The 18,233-nt window shown below is 39.9% G+C and carries 21 protein-coding genes and 1 riboswitch; of the genes, 7 read left to right on the plus strand and 14 right to left on the minus strand.

Annotated features, from left to right (window positions below):
* Positions 1 to 9 precede the first annotated feature (9 nt).
* Positions 10 to 1,257 (minus strand): SfnB family sulfur acquisition oxidoreductase, encoded by a 1,248-nt coding sequence (locus F931_RS16235; RefSeq protein WP_016142325.1) that lies wholly within the window; start codon positions 1,255 to 1,257, stop codon positions 10 to 12.
* Between the two features lie 257 nt (positions 1,258 to 1,514).
* Between F931_RS16235 and F931_RS16240 the strand changes: the two genes are divergently transcribed.
* The 3 genes from F931_RS16240 (at position 1,515) to F931_RS16250 (ending at position 3,752) form a co-directional block, all read left to right on the plus strand.
* Positions 1,515 to 2,813, plus strand: a complete 1,299-nt coding sequence (locus F931_RS16240) for an ABC1 kinase family protein (protein ID WP_016142326.1) — start codon at positions 1,515 to 1,517, stop codon at positions 2,811 to 2,813.
* 101 nt (positions 2,814 to 2,914) lie between these two features.
* Complete coding sequence (locus F931_RS16245; RefSeq protein WP_016142327.1) at positions 2,915 to 3,169, plus strand: type B 50S ribosomal protein L31; 255 nt, start codon at positions 2,915 to 2,917, stop codon at positions 3,167 to 3,169.
* 250 nt (positions 3,170 to 3,419) lie between these two features.
* Positions 3,420 to 3,752, plus strand: a complete 333-nt coding sequence (locus F931_RS16250) for a HopJ type III effector protein (protein ID WP_016142328.1) — start codon at positions 3,420 to 3,422, stop codon at positions 3,750 to 3,752.
* Positions 3,753 to 4,208: 456 nt separating this feature from the next.
* Here the strand turns inward: F931_RS16250 and crcB are convergent, their stop codons facing one another.
* The 4 genes from crcB to F931_RS16270 form a co-directional block, all read right to left on the minus strand.
* Positions 4,209 to 4,589, minus strand: coding sequence for a fluoride efflux transporter CrcB (gene crcB / locus F931_RS16255; protein ID WP_004794914.1), 381 nt, complete (start codon positions 4,587 to 4,589; stop codon positions 4,209 to 4,211).
* 124 nt (positions 4,590 to 4,713) lie between these two features.
* A riboswitch (Fluoride riboswitch) is annotated at positions 4,714 to 4,780 on the minus strand.
* A 45-nt stretch (positions 4,781 to 4,825) separates the two neighbouring features.
* Entirely contained in the window at positions 4,826 to 5,236 is a 411-nt protein-coding gene (locus F931_RS16260) for a GFA family protein (RefSeq protein ID WP_016142329.1), read from the minus strand.
* A 78-nt stretch (positions 5,237 to 5,314) separates the two neighbouring features.
* On the minus strand, positions 5,315 to 6,520 hold the full coding sequence (locus tag F931_RS16265; protein ID WP_016142330.1) for a TIGR03862 family flavoprotein: 1,206 nt from the start codon (positions 6,518 to 6,520) through the stop codon (positions 5,315 to 5,317).
* Positions 6,510 to 7,148, minus strand: a complete 639-nt coding sequence (locus F931_RS16270; RefSeq protein WP_080649519.1) for a class I SAM-dependent methyltransferase — start codon at positions 7,146 to 7,148, stop codon at positions 6,510 to 6,512. The genes F931_RS16265 and F931_RS16270 overlap by 11 nt, the downstream gene beginning before the upstream one ends.
* 87 nt (positions 7,149 to 7,235) lie before the next feature.
* Between F931_RS16270 and F931_RS16275 the strand changes: the two genes are divergently transcribed.
* Positions 7,236 to 7,430: a DNA gyrase inhibitor YacG gene (locus F931_RS16275; protein WP_016142332.1), complete on the plus strand. Its 195-nt coding sequence runs from the start codon at positions 7,236 to 7,238 to the stop codon at positions 7,428 to 7,430.
* On the opposite strand, the gene ycbL is transcribed toward F931_RS16275, so the two are convergent.
* From ycbL to F931_RS16300, 5 genes are all read right to left on the minus strand, one after another.
* Positions 7,427 to 8,071, minus strand: a complete 645-nt coding sequence (gene ycbL, locus F931_RS16280) for an MBL fold metallo-hydrolase (protein ID WP_016142333.1) — start codon at positions 8,069 to 8,071, stop codon at positions 7,427 to 7,429. The genes F931_RS16275 and ycbL overlap by 4 nt on opposite strands.
* Positions 8,072 to 8,094: 23 nt before the next feature.
* Entirely contained in the window at positions 8,095 to 9,111 is a 1,017-nt protein-coding gene (gene hemH, locus F931_RS16285; protein WP_016142334.1) for a ferrochelatase, read from the minus strand.
* Between the two features lie 73 nt (positions 9,112 to 9,184).
* Positions 9,185 to 10,189, minus strand: a complete 1,005-nt coding sequence (locus F931_RS16290; protein WP_025470391.1) for a DUF4062 domain-containing protein — start codon at positions 10,187 to 10,189, stop codon at positions 9,185 to 9,187.
* Positions 10,190 to 10,305: 116 nt separating this feature from the next.
* On the minus strand, positions 10,306 to 11,172 hold the full coding sequence (gene murI / locus F931_RS16295; protein ID WP_025470392.1) for a glutamate racemase: 867 nt from the start codon (positions 11,170 to 11,172) through the stop codon (positions 10,306 to 10,308).
* A gap of 46 nt (positions 11,173 to 11,218) precedes the next feature.
* On the minus strand, positions 11,219 to 11,830 hold the full coding sequence (locus F931_RS16300) for a DUF1285 domain-containing protein (protein ID WP_002114653.1): 612 nt from the start codon (positions 11,828 to 11,830) through the stop codon (positions 11,219 to 11,221).
* 187 nt (positions 11,831 to 12,017) lie between these two features.
* Between F931_RS16300 and etfD the strand changes: the two genes are divergently transcribed.
* A complete protein-coding gene (etfD, locus tag F931_RS16305; RefSeq protein ID WP_016142337.1) occupies positions 12,018 to 13,730 on the plus strand; it encodes an electron transfer flavoprotein-ubiquinone oxidoreductase in 1,713 nt (570 codons plus the stop codon).
* A 105-nt stretch (positions 13,731 to 13,835) separates the two neighbouring features.
* Here the strand turns inward: etfD and tusA are convergent, their stop codons facing one another.
* The gene (gene tusA, locus F931_RS16310; RefSeq protein WP_002053527.1) at positions 13,836 to 14,093 is read right to left on the minus strand and encodes a sulfurtransferase TusA; all 258 of its coding nucleotides are present in this window, start codon (positions 14,091 to 14,093) and stop codon (positions 13,836 to 13,838) included.
* A gap of 184 nt (positions 14,094 to 14,277) precedes the next feature.
* On the opposite strand from tusA, the gene corC reads away from it, so the two are divergent.
* Together corC and lnt are read left to right on the plus strand one after the other, a co-directional pair.
* Entirely contained in the window at positions 14,278 to 15,117 is an 840-nt protein-coding gene (gene corC / locus F931_RS16315; RefSeq protein WP_002114976.1) for an HlyC/CorC family transporter, read from the plus strand.
* Positions 15,114 to 16,673: an apolipoprotein N-acyltransferase gene (lnt, locus tag F931_RS16320; protein WP_016142338.1), complete on the plus strand. Its 1,560-nt coding sequence runs from the start codon at positions 15,114 to 15,116 to the stop codon at positions 16,671 to 16,673. Before corC ends, lnt begins: the two co-directional genes overlap by 4 nt.
* A 1-nt stretch (position 16,674) precedes the next feature.
* On the opposite strand, the gene csaA is transcribed toward lnt, so the two are convergent.
* The 3 genes from csaA to gspG all read right to left on the minus strand — a co-directional run bounded on the left by csaA (position 16,675) and on the right by gspG (position 18,218).
* Positions 16,675 to 17,013 (minus strand): tRNA-binding protein, encoded by a 339-nt coding sequence (csaA, locus tag F931_RS16325; RefSeq protein WP_016142339.1) that lies wholly within the window; start codon positions 17,011 to 17,013, stop codon positions 16,675 to 16,677.
* Between the two features lie 144 nt (positions 17,014 to 17,157).
* Positions 17,158 to 17,502, minus strand: coding sequence for a hypothetical protein (locus tag F931_RS16330; RefSeq protein WP_016142340.1), 345 nt, complete (start codon positions 17,500 to 17,502; stop codon positions 17,158 to 17,160).
* Between the two features lie 266 nt (positions 17,503 to 17,768).
* Positions 17,769 to 18,218, minus strand: coding sequence for a type II secretion system major pseudopilin GspG (gene gspG, locus F931_RS16335; protein ID WP_171067922.1), 450 nt, complete (start codon positions 18,216 to 18,218; stop codon positions 17,769 to 17,771).
* Between the last annotated feature and the right edge of the window lie 15 nt (positions 18,219 to 18,233).

Consider the following 18,233-nt stretch of genomic DNA (forward strand, 5'->3'; position numbering starts at 1 on the left):
TTCTTTACTTTAGCTCCATGCATGACGAGGTGGCTGAACTCCATTGAGGTAGTAATTACCGACAATGTGATATTTCCAACGCACTGGATCATGCAAGGTGTGAGTGCGAGCATTACGCCAATGGCGGTCCAGATTAAGCTCTGACAAGGTCGATCTTGTTCCAGACAATTCAAAAAGCTTATTCGCTGCTAAAATCGCAACTTCTGTAGTGAGTACTTTTGCTTCTGCAACTAGTAATGTCGCTTGATTTACATGCTCTTCTGTCGTGTCGGCAATTGCCTGATCAATCGCATCTCCTGCTAAATCTAATACTGCTTCTGCTGCCCGCAGTTTTATTTTTAAATCACCAATATTTGCAATTGTGTAAGGGTCATCGCTGGCTTTTTCCAAACCTGAATCGACCCATGCACGGCTATGATTTTTGACATAGTGTATTGTTTCTTCAATTGCGCCACGTGCAATACCTGCATCGACAGCAGCTTGAATAAATTGTGAAATTGCACCTGCTGGAGTAGGACGTTCGAAAGCCTGATAAATCGGGATTAGATATTCTTCACGTACTGGAACTTGATTAAGTTCCACGGTTCCACTGGCCGTGGTTCGTTGCCCAAAACCAGACCAGTCATTAATAATATTCACCCCTGAAGTTTCCCGAGGAACTAGCGCCGCATAAGGCTGCCCCTGCTCATTTACAGCGACAATTGGAACCCAATGTGCCAGTAAAGCGCCTGTTGCAAAGAATTTCTTCCCATTAATTTCATAACCGTGCTCGGTCTTTCGTAAGGTCGTAGTGAGGTCAGCAACCGTTTTGCTATGTTTTTCCGAAAAGGCATTACCAAAACGAATTCCTCGTAGCACCAAATTAAAGAAGAACTGTTGTTGTTCAGGTTTCGCATCAAGACGTAAATGTTCAATAAAAGCCAAATGATTTTGGGGAAGCTGTGCAAGAGATGGATCAACACTCGCAATTGTTTTGATGACCTCAGCCAAAGTTCGATATTTGACTTGTGCACCACCAAATTGCTTAGGGACCGTAATGGCCCATAAACCACTTTGTGAGAACTGTTGAATTTCATTTAGAGGTAAACGGCGCTCCTTGTCTCGGTCGGATGCTTCGTGTGCGAACTCTTGCGCAAGTTGTTTGGCAACCTCAATTGCTTCTTCATCAGAACGAATAATATGCGCATCTTTTGACTGCTCAAACACAGATAAAGGAACCGCCTGAGACCGCCCATGGGCTGAACTTAAACTTGTCATAACTTTTATTGTCTCTATTTCTTATTTAACCTGCCATTCACATTAGCACCAAAAAAATAGACACTTTATAGATATTAAAGCTTTGTTTATGAAATGGATTTTCACAAGCTTTTCATATTTTTTACTATAAAAATAACATTTTGTTTTTCGAAAATTTTCTTACATGAGATAAACAATTTCATATAGGCTTTTTAAGCTTTGTCACCTATGATCAAAACTAGGCAATATTATTTTGTAGTCAATGAGGTATCGAAGATATGGCAAAGAATGCAAGTTCACCCGGCAAACGATTTATGAAACTTGCAGGAATGACCGCGAGCATTGCAACGAAAACCGTTTCTAACTCGATTCGAAACTTGACCGCAGATGAAGAGCAAAAGCTGGCTTCAAAAACCAAGCTATTTCAAGATATTGGTTTGCAAATTGCCGACACCTTAGGTGAAATGAAAGGTGCCGTCATGAAAGTTGGCCAAATTGCATCGCAATATAAAGATATCTTCCCACCAGAAGTTGCTAAAGCAATTTCTAAGTTGCAGCGCCAAGCTCCCCCTATGCCCTTTGCTGCTATTCAGCAACAAATTGAACGCGAGCTTGGAAAGCCGCTGAATGTTGCCTTTAAATCTTTTGATCAAGAACCTTTTGCAGCTGCTTCAATTGGCCAAGTTCACAAAGCTACTCTACCAAGTGGCGAGCAAGTTGTTGTTAAAGTGCAATATCCGGGTGTTGATGAGGCCTGTGAAAGTGACTTAAAACAAGTACGTTTGGCACTTCGTTTAATGGGCGTTCTTAAAATTGATAAAAAGCTACAAGATCAGCTTTTTGCAGAGATTCAAGATAGTCTGTCAGCAGAGCTTAACTATGAAATCGAAGCTCAAAACCTTGAAGTTTTCAAAACATTCCATAGCCAATTAGATGATAAAATTATCATCCCGACCGTTTATAAAGATTATTCTTCAAGACGTATTTTAACCTTGAGTCTCGAACAAGGTGACAGCATTGAAACTGCCAGCGCTTGGCCTATTGAAACTCGAAATACGATTGGACGTCGTTTGATTCGTGCTTTAGGTCAGGAAATGTTCTTTTTAAAACGTTTTCACTGTGACCCCCACCCAGGTAACTTTGCCTTCCGCCAAGATGGCAGTGTCATTATTTATGACTATGGCAGTGTTAAAACGCTTTCAAATGAAATAGTGCAGCACTTTAAACGTTTAGTAAATGCAGCTCGCCATGAAAATATTGATTTGATTGAAACTGAGTTACTTGAGCTACATTCAATTTCTGAAAAAGGTAAATTCCCGACTGATCTATATAAACTCTGGATTGAAGTGTTATTACGCCCGCTTACCACCACTTATGATTTTGCCGAGAACTCATCGCACCATGATGGCATGTTACTTGTGAAAAAATCTTTGAAGTATTGGGATGTATTTAAACCATCTCCAGATACTTTAATGGTTAACAGAACCATTTCAGGGCATTACTGGAATCTGATTCACTTAAAAGTACATGACAATCTGAACGATTTATTTGAAGAGCTTATTCCTGCTTCCATTTAACTTAATTTACTGATCAGTGTAGCCTTTTAGGGGTTACATTGACTTTTTAATTGTTATGTTATAACATTTCTTTAATCAAAAATAATTTAGGACAATCTCTCATGCGTAAAGATATTCATCCTGCTTATCAACAAGTGTTATTTCATGACACCAATGCAGACGTGTACTTCTTAATTGGTAGTACTCTTCAGTCTAAACAAACCAAAGAATATCAAGGAAAAATCTATCCTTATGTAACCCTTGATATTTCAAGTGCATCTCACCCTTTCTACACAGGTGAAGTACGTCAAGCAAGTAACGAAGGCCGTGTAGCAAGCTTTAATAAACGCTTCGCTCGCTTTAATCGTAAGAGTTAATCTTACGTTAAGATTTGACTAATACACTTAAATCATTGGAAGCCTAAGACTATCTCCTCCACTTAGGCTTCTTTTTTTATGTGTATTTTTGCGATCTTTTTATGTTGTGTATAAAAGAGAACTTATCCACAACTTGTCTAAAAACGCTTCTTATTTTTCCCAAAACCCATCATTTTTTATATTCACCAAGCTTTCAAAGCTGCTATTCGATGCTATGCTTAAACCCTCATTTGATAGGAAATTTAAGATAATGGCACAAGAGTTACTTGCCCAATTACAAGCAGGCACAGCAAAATTTTCAGACGTTTTAGCTCATATTGAAGCACGTTACCAACATACTCCAACAGCTTTTCAAAATGGCGCACAGCATAACGCTGCAACTGAAAATCAAGGCAGTGCGAAAGTTTTCTCTTTTGCTAAGTTACAAGGTTTAGACCAAGCACAAACTTTGAGTTTATTTGCAGAACACTACGCATCTGTATTGGCGACCCCTGAGGGAACTGATCATCAAAATATTCGTCAGTTTATGCAAAATGGTTGGGATGGCGTGAAGTTTGAAGGTCAAGCTTTAACTAAAAAGTAATAGATTTAAATAAATAATAGAAACGACTTAATTTTTATTATGAGCACTGCCTTAAATGGAAGTGATATCCAAATGATGGATTGTATAGGCTAAGCTTACTTTTCAAGGATGGAAAGTAACAAAAATCCTTTATTACGCTGATGCTACATCCATGTAGCACAGCGAAACGACGGCATCCATGCCGTCTATCACGATAGTAAACGACTAATTATTAATTAAATTATTTGATCTATCTCTTATATTCGATACTCGGGAAGTCATCAACAGCCTGACTCAAATCAGCAATATAATGTTTTTGCGACATATCTGATAATTGTAAACAGATAACAGGTTCTGTTGATGAAAATGGTTTTGCCTACTTTTGCCAAAACAAAAGTAGGTCGAGCCGACGGCTAACCCAGACATAAAACTTTATTGAAAAGACTCAGCAGTAAACATTTCAACCAAAGCAAACACTCAATGCCCCGCTACCCAATAATAAGTCGCCAATCCCAAACACGTAAAAATTAACGATCCAATCAAATGAATAGAAATCCCCAACATCGCCATTCCCAATTTGCCACTTTGTAATAAAGTCACAATCTCAATGGAGAACGTTGAAAAGGTAGTTAAAGCACCACAAAAACCAGTAATCACAAAGAGCTTATAATTCGGACTTAAATCACTTTGGGCAAAATAGGCAATCGCAAAACCAATAATAAAGCCACCGACTAAATTAACAGTGACAGTACCAAGTGGAATTTGTGGATAAATTGGGTTGAGTTTTAAACCTAAAAACCAACGCAACCATGCCCCTAGAACTGAGCCCAAAGCAATTGAAAGTAGAGAATAATACATAAGACCACCCCTTTAGATAGACGCTAAAAGAGCAAAAAATAATGAAGGGAAATATGACACAGCGTACTCCAAAAATAAGCAGAGTACGCAATAACCTACGTACCCAGCGATATAACTACATGAGGGTAACGTAGGCATCATTAGCCAATCCGGCGGTTTTTCAGAGGAGGAATGCCATCTCCCCGTTTTAAGTATATTAAATCATCTAAAATTTGATTAAAACATACTTTTTAAAATCATGGGCGTTCATCATATTGCGGTAAATCATCCTGAATACATTCCCACTCTGCCTTAGAAGCAGCAAAAATATGCATTGTCGGCTTTTGATTGAGCGGTGTATCAAGCGTCCCAATTCTTAAACGATACAATTCAGGCTGCGCATCACGCGAGCTAATAAGCGGTGAACCACACTCGCTACAGAACCAACGGTACACACCATTCACCGCAAATTTTTTGACTAGGTCTTCACCTTGGGTAATTTTAAAATCTGTACTTTTAACAGGAGCATTCGTGGCAAATGCTGTTCCATTGGATTTTCGGCAGCGTTGACAGTGACATTGAATAATATCTCCGATATCGCCTTTAATCTCGTAGCGAATACCCTGACATAAACAACTTCCCTGATAGACTGGTGATGCTTGAGACATGATCTCGTAAATCCTATTTTTATTGATTGTTCAAAATTACCACTTTTCACATATCAAACATAGCACCAAATCAAGCCGTTATTTCTCTAGGAATGAATGTACGCCTTCACCAGCCGCTCGCCCTGTAGCAAAGCATGCTGTAAGCAAATATCCGCCTGTAGGAGCATCCCAATCCAGCATTTCGCCACAGCAAAATACCCCTGAGGTTTGTTTAAACTCTAAGTTTTCAGTTAATGCATTCTGCTTAACACCACCAGCACAGCTAATCGCTTCCTCAATAGGTCTAAAACCTTCTAGCTTAATTTGAAGTGCTTTGATTTGCTGAGCTATAACATTGGGTTGGTTCCATAGTGCTTTATCAACTACTTCTCTGACTAAGTTAATCTTAGCTGTATCTAAGCCTGCTTTACGCCAGATATTAGTGAGCGATTGTTTTTTGCTAGCCTGCAATTTTTTAATTAACTGTGAAAGCTCTACATCAGGCAATAGATCTAAAAACAGATTTAAGCTTTTCCCTTGTTTTTGCTGTTCTCGTAAGACACGTCCCAGTTTATAAATAACACCACTTTCTAACCCATAGTGAGTAATCACAATATCGCCATGTGTAACTTGGCCGGGTTCAACCCACGCATTGATACGCTTTAAAGGCTCACCAAAACAGCTTTCCATAAAGGTAGACCAAGCGTGCAATACTCCTGCATTACTCGCTTGAAAAGGTTCAATATTGGATTGATCTATCCATTGTTGCCAAGCGCCATCACTACCCAATTGTGACCACGACACCGCCCCACATGCCAATATCACTGCATCGTATTGCTGGGTAAAAGTCTCACTGCTTTGATTATTCTGACTTTCTAAAGTTACTGTTGTACCTTGTAAATTAATACAACGATGACGATAAAAGAATTTAACTTGCTGTTCTGCCAAACGTTTTAGCCAAGCACGTAATAGAGGAGCCGCTTTCATTTCGACAGGAAAAATGCGACCTGAGGTGCCAACGTAGGATTCTATTCCCAGATTTTTCATCCAGCTTTGAATCCAGACTGCATCCCATTTTTCAACCCAAGGTTTGAGCCATTCTGCACGATCATAACGTTCAATAAATTGCGCTAAAGGTTCAGCATGCGAGATATTTAGCCCTGTTTTACCTGCCATTAGAAACTTACGTGCTGCTGAAGGTTTTTGCTCATACACGTCAATATCATAAGCAAATTGGCTGAGCACCTCAGCTGCCATTAAACCAGCCGGACCAGCACCGATAATGGCAACCCGCTTATTCGCCATGTGTTTGCCCTTGCAGTGGTGCAAACGCATCAAATCGAGTTTTATAACCTTCAGGCTTGGTCATAATGAGCTGCTGACAAAGCTCGCCACGTTCTAAATATTTAATTTCAAAATGAGTACGTGCAGATGTTTGAGCAATTTTTTCTTTTTGATAAGGCAGGTTCCAAACATTAATTAACTGTTGTTCTGCTTCTTCAATATATTCAGGAATATTACTTGCCAGAGTAATGGTTCCACCTGTTTGCAAGCGTGAGATTAAGAACTCAAAAAATGGCATATTCAACCAGCGCTGTGCTGGATTATGCGGTTCTGGATTTGGATAGAGAATAAAGAAATGCTCTACTTGCGCGGGGTACAAAGCATGTACCACCCATGGTAAAGCATCTGCATGCACAGGGATTAAGTTATCTCTTGGTTCCAGACCATGCTGTTTTTGCATTGCCAAGAATTTTTCTCGGGTTCGTTCAATTGCATACAACGTGTGCTGTGGCTGTTGCCCGCTAAAAAGCAAAGCATGTTTACCCTTGCCTGCTCCAATTTCTACACAAATCGGGGTATTTTCAATTGGGGTAAAATCGCGAGGCGCTTGCATACGTTGTGCTTGAAATTGACGAATCTGCATAATCACATCAAACTAAATAAAAATCGGCATAAGTCTAACAAGTCACCTGACTTTTGCCTAATCTATTTCTCTTCACTTTGAGGATATTGCTTTATGCCACGTACATTCCCCTGCCCACGTTGTGGTGAACCAAGTGTTTGGGAAGGTAATGAATTTCGTCCGTTTTGTTCAGAGCGCTGTAAATTAATTGATTTAGGGGCGTGGGCAAACGATGAATATAAACTGACTACCCAAGATGCGCCTCAGCATGACAAGGGTAGTCAAAATGAAGATGATTACGAGGATTAACCTGCTTTGCCCGCGACAAATGGGTTAAATTGTTTTTCATAGCCAATGGTACTCATCGGACCATGTCCTGAAATAAACTGAGTATCATCTGGCAAACTAAAACATTCACGTTTAATCGATTCAATCAGTTGTTCATGGTTTCCACGCGGGAAGTCTGTTCTTCCAATCGAGCCTTTAAACAGGACATCACCTGTCCAAAGTAAACCATGGTTTTTATTATAAAAAATGACATGTCCTGGTGTATGACCCGGCGCAAAACGCACCTCAAACTCATCTTCACCCAGTTTTAGCACTTCACCGCCTTCAAGCCATTGATCGACTTTTACTGGCTGTGGAATTGGAAAGCCATAACGTGCTGAAACTTCTTGAATCATATCTAGCCAGAACTGATCTTCTTTATGCGGCCCAATAACCGGAACATTCCATTCTTTAGCAAGCTCTCCTACCGCTCCAGCATGATCTAAATGTCCGTGAGTGAGCCAAAGAGCTTTCACTTTTAAACCTAAGGCTTCTACTTCTTCTTTCAAAACCGAAGCGTCACCACCCGCATCAATCAAAACTGCTTCTTTGGTTTCACTGTCCCAAACAAGGGAACAGTTTTGGGCAAATGCAGTAACTGGAACAATTTTGACTTGCAGCATAAGAACCTCTGGCTAAAACGCAATTAACGGTGGGCTAAGGTATAAGTAAGGGCATCAAGATTAGCCTGAACTAACCCTGCAAGCAAATCAATATGAGCTTGCTCGCTATTTAAAGCAGGAATATAAGCATAGCTACCACCGCCAGCTTGTTGAAACAACTCAGCATTTTGAATAGCCAATTCTTCAAGTGTTTCTAAACAGTCAGCTGAAAAAGCAGGACTTAAAACCTGAACAGACTGAACACCCTGCTTCGCCCAATCTTGTAAAAGCTGGTCTGTATAAGGTTTCACCCATTCTTGTTTTCCAAAACGTGACTGGAAACTAATTGCCCATTCATCATCTTTTAAATGTAAGGCTTCGGCCACCAGCTTTGCTGTAATACGACAACGGTCTGCATAAGGGTCGCCTTTATCTGCATAAGGCTGTGGAATACCATGAAATGACATCAACAGTTTTTCAGGTTTCCCATGTTGCTCTTGGTAAGCTAAAACACTTTCTGCCAATGCCTGAATAAACATGGGATGCTGATAATAGTCTTTAATAATCGTTAGACCCGGCAAGTTTCGCTGGGCCGGAATCCACTTCGCAAACGCATCGTATAACGGCGCTGTAGAAGTTGCAGAATATTGAGGAAACAAAGGCAATAGAATGACATGCTCTTGCGGGTTAGACGCCAGTTTTTCTAATACTGCATCAATACCCGGATTACCATAGGTCATTGCTGGTATCACGGTTAAATCAAACTGATTATTTTCTTGCTGTAAATAAGCCTGCACACGTTTGGTTTGTTCAAACACAATTTCACGCATTGGCGAGTCTGCTGACCATACCGAAGCATAGGCATGCGCTACTCTTTTTGGTCGAAAAGGTAAAACAAACAGATTTAAAATAATCCACCAAATAAATTTTGGTATTTCAATCACGCGTGAATCAGATAAAAACTGCTTTAAAAAACGGCGCACCGCAGGCACAGTCGCCTCATCCGGTGTACCTAAATTCGCTAAAATGACAGTAACTTTCGGTTTTTGTTCAAACGACATGTGTAAATGCCTTTCAGTTCATCTTATGACATTAATGTAACAGCTTTTATTGTTATATATAAATTGAATCGCTCTAAGCTTTTAATCGAGTACCCCGATGGCTCCATTTATAGCTAAGTAATATCTTTTGAGCTCTAGCTGTAACTTTCCATAAGTTATAGGATTGTTCAGTTTGAGTTGGAACAATCCAGCCTTGCGATCGCATTTGCTTTTTAATCCGGAACAATGCCTTATGGTTAATCTGAGCACAGGCAACAGCATGTGCCCTTGGTAGCTCCTGACGAGCATCTTCTAGCCCAGCATGATTGAGATATTCATTGAGACAAGTTCCAAAGCTCTCTTCTGGCATCGGTGTTTCAAACTGCTTTGCCAATATGCTTAGTAACTGAGACCACGTCATTTGCCTCTGTCGTTTAAGCTCTTTAAAGTTGCCATCCTGAAATGCTTGAATTTGATATTCAAATGCAAAAACATCTTGAGGAGCAACTTCATTGACTTGAGCTGATGACTCTACCAACTGTTGCTCTAACTGCAAAATTTTACTTTTTAATAGCTTAATTTCATCTTCTAAGTGTTGAGCTTGATGAGCAGGAATCCAACCTTGCCCCATATGTTGTTCAATCAGTAAAGGCATATTTAAACGGACAGCTAGCTCTAAGTCACGAAGGCTTTTAAAGTAAAAAATATGATTCGCATCAAGTAATAACTTTTTTCTAAATGCGAGAAATTTATCTTTAAGCTGTGGATGGGTTTCTTGTAAATGTATTTCACGACTTTCAGGTTGCTCATGCATCAACACAATAATGGGTTTAGCCTGACTTAATGCATATTCATATTCTAAAGATAAATAACTCACCCCAGAAATCGACTGTTCTCCATACTGACTTCCTAAAAGCAGGATTACATAATCACATTCATCAATTTGTCGACGTGCAAGTGTAGTGGTGAGGGGTGTTCGATGTTCCAGTCCCCAAGCAAAGAAACCCATCCCGACCAAGGTTTGAGACAAAACCATCCGCTCTGGCTGCATGTCGCGGCCGGATGTTGAAATAAAAATCTGATAGCGTGTATCGAGCATAACAATACCCTTTCGCCCCATGACCTGTCCGTGACTTAATAACAGCCAAGATCATGAACCGCCCCAAATAAAATAATAAATCTAAAAAACACTATTTTCTAAATGATGCTAAACGATCAGTTCAGATTATGAAGTGTCCAAGTTAACTCTTGTGGAATCATATGTTGTAAAACAGGTTGCAGTGCCTCAGCATTATTACCGCTGACATAACATTCAATACGTGCAACATTCTGACCTATTTGGTCACATAATAACTCATTTTTTATTAAAATACGGGCTGTTTGTCGGGCAACTGCCAACCCAGAATCAACCAGTGTGAATTGGTTATCAAAAAGATGATGAATTGCTTGATTTAAGAAAGGATAATGCGTGCAACCGAGCACTAAATAGTCGGCACCTTGCTCAGCAGCAGGCTGTAAAACTTCTTTTAATGCCTTTAAACATGTCTCACCCATTTGCTGACCTGCCTCGACACAAGGAACAAGTTCAAGGCTGGTTAAAGTCATCACTTTAACACCTGCCGGAACAGCAAACTTCTCGACCACATCTTTAATGAGTTGGCCCCGAAAAGTTGCAGGTGTCGCCAACACGGCAACCACTTTAGAACGTGTCTGTAATACAGCAGGTTTTAATGCTGGAACCAATCCCACAATTGGAAAGTGTTCTCCATAATGCTCACGTAAATGATCAAGACTAAAAGCGGAAGCTGTATTGCAGGCTACGACTGCAATTTTACAGCCTTGACGATATAGCCAATCGACTGCTCGAGCCGTGAGTTCCCTGATTTCCTCATCAGAGCGTGGGCCATAAGGAACATAGGCCGTATCGGCATAATACACAATACGTTCGTTTGGCAAATATTTGGCAATTTCTGCTGCAACTGACATTCCTCCAATTCCCGAATCAAAAATACCAATTGGGGCATCTGCTGATGCTTTAGGCATAGGTTCTAGCTCGGAAAATAAAGGTTGTATGGCGGTCATAGCTGTACTGAAGTGTCAGAAAATTTCACTCCCTAAAGCTTAAACCTCAAGTGCCTAATTGCAAGAGCAAATTACCACTTTTTAGCTCTAAAATGGTTTCACCTTTATCGTTTTCAATCAGTGTTCCATAGTTCACCAAATGATAGAAAGCCTGACGTTGAATCAGCGCATTAATTCCAAAACGCACATGCACATAAGGACGTAACTCCCCTGCATATTCCCGCATAAAAATTGGATGTTCTGCATCAACTAAAATCACATCTTGATTGGTAGTGGTCAGTTGTAAAAACTGCTCACCTGAAATTTCGACCTGATCTGCCTGATTGACTAATAAAGGTTCGTCTTCAACTTCGATTTCAATTTGTTCTACAGGGGTTTTCAGGTAGAATTTACCCTCTTCTTTCCATAGGACTTTGGTAAACAGATCTAATAGAGCTTGGCGCTTGATTAATTGACCTTCGTGCCACCATTCTCCATTGGATTTCACCGTCAAATCCATTTTGCCGCAATGCTTTGGATGCCACTGCTCTAAAGGTGGAATTGACCTTTTGTGACTTTGCTGTACACCTTTTAAGTATTGTGCAATGTTCATTAAGTTTTTATCATCAGATAACGGTATTTTTCCCATATCCGATGGTGAATTATTTTGATTTACCATAGTTTATGCCTTGCTGACGAAAAAATGTTACGACTCAGCCAATTGGCTAGATCATGGTTTAAAACTATACTAGCCCAAACGATAAAAGGCACAATAGCATATTTGCGCCTATGGATTAAAACACTCACGGCAGCACCGAATTTTCTGAATATGACGGTTGCCACCTTTAAGTATTGAGGAGTCCTACATGGAACACATCGAACGTGAATCGATGGAGTTTGACGTTGTCATCGTAGGTGCAGGACCTGCAGGTCTATCTGCTGCGATTAAGATCCGTCAATTAGCGATTGAAAAAAACTTACCCGATCTTTCTGTTTGTGTAGTTGAAAAAGGCTCTGAAGTAGGTGCGCATATCTTGTCTGGTGCTGTGCTTGAGCCACGTGCCATCAATGAACTTTTCCCGAACTGGAAAGATGAAGGCGCGCCTCTTAATGTCCCTGTAACTGAAGACAAAACATTCTTCTTACTTTCAGACACCACATCAAAAGAAGTACCACACTGGATGGTTCCTAAAACCATGCACAACGACGGTAACTACGTTATCTCGTTAGGTAACGTGGTTCGTTGGTTAGGTCAAAAAGCTGAAGAGCTAGAAGTTTCGATCTTCCCTGGCTTTGCTGCATCTGAAGTGCTTTACCATGAAGACGGTACTGTAAAAGGGATTCAAACTGGCGACATGGGTGTTGGTAAAGATGGCGAACCAACGCATAACTTTACCCCAGGTTATGAACTTCACGCTAAATATACCCTCTTTGCTGAAGGTTGCCGTGGTCACTTAGGTAAACGCCTGATTGCGAAATACAACCTTGATAAAGATGCTGATCCTCAACATTACGGTATCGGGATTAAAGAGCTTTGGGAAATTGATCCAGCAAAACATAAGCCGGGCTTAGTGATGCACGGTGCAGGCTGGCCTTTAGCGGAAACAGCTTCTTCTGGTGGTTGGTGGTTATATCACGCTGAAAACAACCAAGTGACTTTGGGTATGATCGTGGACTTATCTTATGAAAATCCACACATGTATCCATTTATGGAAATGCAGCGCTGGAAAACTCACCCACTGATTAAACAGTATTTAGAAGGTGGTAAGCGTATTTCTTACGGCGCACGTGCGGTAGTGAAAGGCGGTTTCAACTCATTGCCTAAACTAACTTTCCCAGGTGGATGCTTAATTGGTGATGATGCAGGTTTCTTAAACTTTGCAAAAATCAAAGGCTCACACACTGCCATGAAATCAGGCATGTTATGTGGTGAAGCTGTATTTGAAGCCATTGCTGCCGGTGTAGAAAAAGGCGGTGACCTTGCGATTGCACGTGTTACTGAAGGCGAAGATTTATTCGTTAAAGAATTGACTTCATACACTGAAAAATTTAACAACAGCTGGTTAAAAGAAGAGCTTTATAACTCTCGTAACTTTGGCCCAGCAATGCATAAATTTGGTCAATGGATGGGTGGTGCATTTAACTTTATCGACCAGAATGTCTTTAAAGTACCATTCACTTTACATGACTTGAAGCAAGACTTCGCTGCATTGAAAACTGTTGATGCAACCAGCTTTAAGCCAAACTATCCAAAACCAGATGGCAAGCTTACATTTGACCGTTTATCTTCTGTGTTTATCTCAAACACTGTACATGAAGAAAACCAGCCAGCTCACTTGAAGCTTACAGATCCTTCAATTCCAGTGAATGTAAACTTACCGAAATGGGATGAGCCTGCACAGCGCTATTGTCCTGCTGGTGTTTACGAAATCATGGAAAATGATGATGGCTCTAAACGTTTCCAGATTAACGCAGCGAACTGTGTTCACTGTAAGACTTGTGATATTAAAGACCCATCTCAGAACATCACATGGGTAACGCCTGAAGGTGGTGGTGGTCCGAATTATCCTAATATGTAATTCCTTGCGACACGGCAAAGCGTTGCTTTGCTAGTCGTGTCTCATATCCTAATATGTAATAGTAAAAAGCCCCGATTATTCGGGGCTTTTTTAATCTAGAAAACCTTACCCTTTCTTTACTAAGTAATGAAATTCTTTATGACCGTTTTCATCTAAGCGTTCTTCTTGCAAAAGCAACTCATGGCCTAAATGCATACAAAATTTAGGAATATCCCACGAAGTCGAATTATCTGTTGCAAACACTTCAACCACATCCCCAGATTTAGATTTGCGGATGGCTTGATGCAACATCATCACAGGTTCCGGACAACGTAATCCACGCGTATTGAGTTGTACAGTAGGTGAAATGGGTTGCTCTGACATAACAAACTCGAACAAATAGAATTTTCACATTTTAGCATAAACAAATTACTGAGCTGTTAACTGTAACTGGCTTTTACATAACAATATACGTTTTGTCTTTTAGCTTGTTTTATAGATGCATAAGCATCTTTTCTTCGGTATGATCTGTGTATTCATTTGATACATTGAGTCTTTAGGAAAGATCATGCAAGAGGAACCAAGTCCGTCGTGGGGAATGCGAGGCTTACGAAAATGGTTAGGTACAGCGCCAGAAACCCGTGATGAATTATTAAAATTAGTCCAAAATTCACGCCGCTTTTTAGAACCAGATACCGTTGCTATGCTTGAAGGCGTTCTTGACCTTCCAGCTACAAAAATTCGTGAAGTCATGACGCCACGAACAGCAATGATCAGTTTGCAAGAAGATGATCAATTACTTGATATTCTTGATGTACTGGTTGAGTCTGCTCACTCACGCTTTCCAGTCTTCTCTGCCGATCAGCCTGACAATGTTGTCGGGATTTTGCTCGCAAAAGATTTGTTGCCGTTTCTAACTGAGCCGAATACCAAAGTTGATATTCGAGTTCTTATGCGCCAACCTTTATTTGTTCCTGAAAGTGCACGTTCCGATCAGGTCTTACGTATGTTGAAACATACTCAAACTCACATTGCGATTGTGATTGATGAATATGGCTCAACAGCAGGTCTTGTTACGCTTGAAGATATTCTTGAAGAGATCGTTGGCGAAATTGAAGATGAGCACGACACGGTTGATGAAGATGCTCAGTACATTGTTCCTGACAATGACCATACGGTAGCAAATGCATGGATGGTGCAAGCACTTACACCAATCGAACATTTCAATACTGTTTTAGATGCTGATTTTTCTGACGATGAAGTAGAAACTGTCGGCGGTTTATTGCTTCAAGAGATTGGTCTGGTAAGTGATTTACAAGGTCAAACTGTTGAGCTTGGAAATTGGTTATTTACAATCGTTGAAGCAGATGCCCGCACTATCCATCTGATTCGAGCTGTACGTCAATGAGAGCATACTTTGAAAAGCTGTTAGATTCTTCGCAACAACAAAAACAGCTTCCTTTAATTTTTCCTTTACTCATTGCTTTATTTTCAGGTGCCGTATTCAGTTTTTCACTGGCACCTTATTATTGGTGGTGGTTGGCAATTTTATCTCCGGCCCTACTCTATGCAACACTACATAAGCGCTCAGCTAAACAAGCCTTTGCTATTGGTTGGAGCTATGGCTTTGGCTTATGGTTTGTAGGCGCTTTCTGGCTCTATACTTCGATCCATGTATATGGGGATACTAACGCTTTTCTAAGCGTGTGTATGATTGCTGTTATGGCCCTTGTGATGGGCTTATTTACGGCATTTCAGACCTGGGTTTACCGACGATTTTTCCCTGAAACACCACTGACTTTTGCGCCACTTTGGATTGTTTTCGAATGGGCAAAAACTTGGGTGTTTACAGGTTTCCCATGGCTGTTTGTAGGTTATGCTTTTACCGAGCGTTTACTCGATGGTTATGCACCGCTATTTGGTATTTATGCAATTTCCTTCGTGGTCATTGTATTAGCATGTGCTTTAGTTGAAGTTCTACGCAAGCGTGTTTTCTGGATTATCCCTTCTGCCCTGTTAGTTTTAGGTGCATGGGGAGCATCATATATACAGTTTGTAAAACCTAAAGATGCCAAGCCGCTTAGCGTTTCGCTTATTCAAGGTAACATTCCACAAGATTTAAAATGGCTAACCGAATATCAAGTTAGAACATTAGAAATTTATGCTGGTTTAACTCAATCTGAATGGGGTCGTGACTTAATTGTATGGCCTGAATCATCAATTCCGCTTTTCCAAACTGATATTGAACCATTTTTGGATGCAATGGATGCACAAGCGAAAAAGAACCATACAGCTTGGGTAACTGGCATTCCTTATTGGGATTTCGAAAAATCACATCAAGTTGGTAGCCCGCTGTATTACAACAGTATTATGGCTTCTGGCAGTGAATCAAGTGGACTCTATAAAAAGCAGCGTCTTGTTCCATTTGGTGAATATATTCCTCTTTCAGGTTTACTCTCTTGGGTATTACCAGCCATGCAAAATGATATTAGCATGAGCGGTTTTACACGTGGTGAGAGTGACCAGAAACCCCTCTTAATTAAAGGGCATGCACTTGCTGCTGCAATTTGTTATGAAGTGGCTTATCCGAACCTAACAAGACGTAATGCAGAAGACAGTGACTTCTTAGTTACTGTCTCAAATGATGCTTGGTTCACGGGTACTGCGGGCCCATGGCAACATTTGCAAATGGTGCAAATGCGCGCGAAAGAAAATGGCCGTTGGTTTATTCGTGCAACCAACACTGGTGTAACAGCGTTTATTGATCAAAATGGTCATATCACTGAACAAGCACCAATCGATAAAGAGTTTGTCTTAAGAGGTGACTTACCTGCTATGCAAGGTCAAACGCTTTATAACCGTTTAGGTGATTATCCAGTGTTAGGATTTGCAGTATTACTGCTCGTTCTAGGCTGGGTATATCGTCCACGTAAAGTTGACGTTTCTTTTAAATCCCGCCGCTAAATCACAATAACTTTGTACCCAGAGGCACTTCAAACTCTGGGATACAAAGTGCTACATCACCATCTGCATTATGAAACCCTGTCACTAAACATTCCGACTGGATAGGTCCGATTTGTTTTTTAGGGAAATTCACTACGGCAACAACTAATTTACCCACCAAATCTTGTGGCTGATAGAGCTTGGTAATCTGAGCACTCGATTTACGTATACCCAATTCTTCACCAAAATCTACATGCAAAATATAGGCAGGTTTACGCGCCTTTTCAAAAACCTCAGCTTGAATAATTTTACCAACGCGAAGCTCTACTTTTAAAAAATCATTCCACTCGATTTGTTCCATTTAGTTTTTCTCATCTTCTTAAATTACTGATTTGAAGCATATAATATGTACAAATGAAGAAACACCCTGTTTTTAAGTCCAGTTAAAAATAAAACGTAGATGTTTAGTCTACGTTTTATTTAAAAATTTAGTTTTAAAATTTTATTAAAAAGCGATCGATAACTGCAAAGATAAATAAGCAACTAAACTCGATAAAAAGACCATGGGTACATAACGGTAAGCTTTAAAAAGTAATTGCTCATATTGAGTAGATATTTGTTTAGCTTGCCAGACACTCGCTTTTAATGCGGTAAAGAAGCTCACCATTAACCATGCGCTCACAATACTTAATGCAAAGAAGCCAATCATGATTTGACTACTTCCCTCGGTACTCATCCATAACTTTAATGAAACTTCAGCAATCGGCAATAAACCCAAAATCAATAGGACAGACTTGAGCATTACCCAATGAAACTGAGTCAGTTCATCTAATATGAGAAATGCTTTCATTTAATCTCTCCTTTTAATTGAATAAAGTGCTTTTTATTTATTATGCAAAGCTTTTATTTAAATATATAGCTTATTTTTCTCTACATTTTAACTTTCTTGTAACTATTAAATATGGGAATAATTCTTATTATAAATCTCAAATATTAATATTAATTTTAGTCTATAATTTTCAATTAGTTATTATATTTTTATGATTGAGAGAGATTATCAATTCGTATTATCATTTTAACTGTTTAACTGAATTGATAATCTCCATTACATTTTAATTAAGGTTGGTAATAAATATCTGCATCATTACCCTCACCACCTTCTTTGCCATCTGCTCCAAATGAGTACAAATCAAAAGCTCGCCCATCTGCCCCAGGAATGACATATTGAATATCATTTTTCCAGCTGTCTTTAGGATAACCACCTTTTACATACCCACCCGGCATCCAGTTTTTCGCTGTAGCAGGCTGATTCACCAAAGCATCTAGCCCACCTTCTTGCATAGTTGGGAAATGGCCATTATCAAGCTTGTACTGATCTAAAGCACCCGCCACACCCTTTAATGCAATTTGAGTCGTATCAATTTTAGCTTTTTCACTACGCCCCATGACATTTGGTACGATTAAAGCGGCTAACACGCCTAAAATTACAATCACGACCATGACTTCAATGAGGGTAAATCCTGAGTTTTTATTTCGTTTGCGTTGCATAGGTTGTACTTTCATCATTATCTCTAATATCAA

This window comes from Acinetobacter pittii ANC 4050 (assembly GCF_000399685.1).
Lineage (GTDB): Bacteria > Pseudomonadota > Gammaproteobacteria > Pseudomonadales > Moraxellaceae > Acinetobacter > Acinetobacter pittii_E.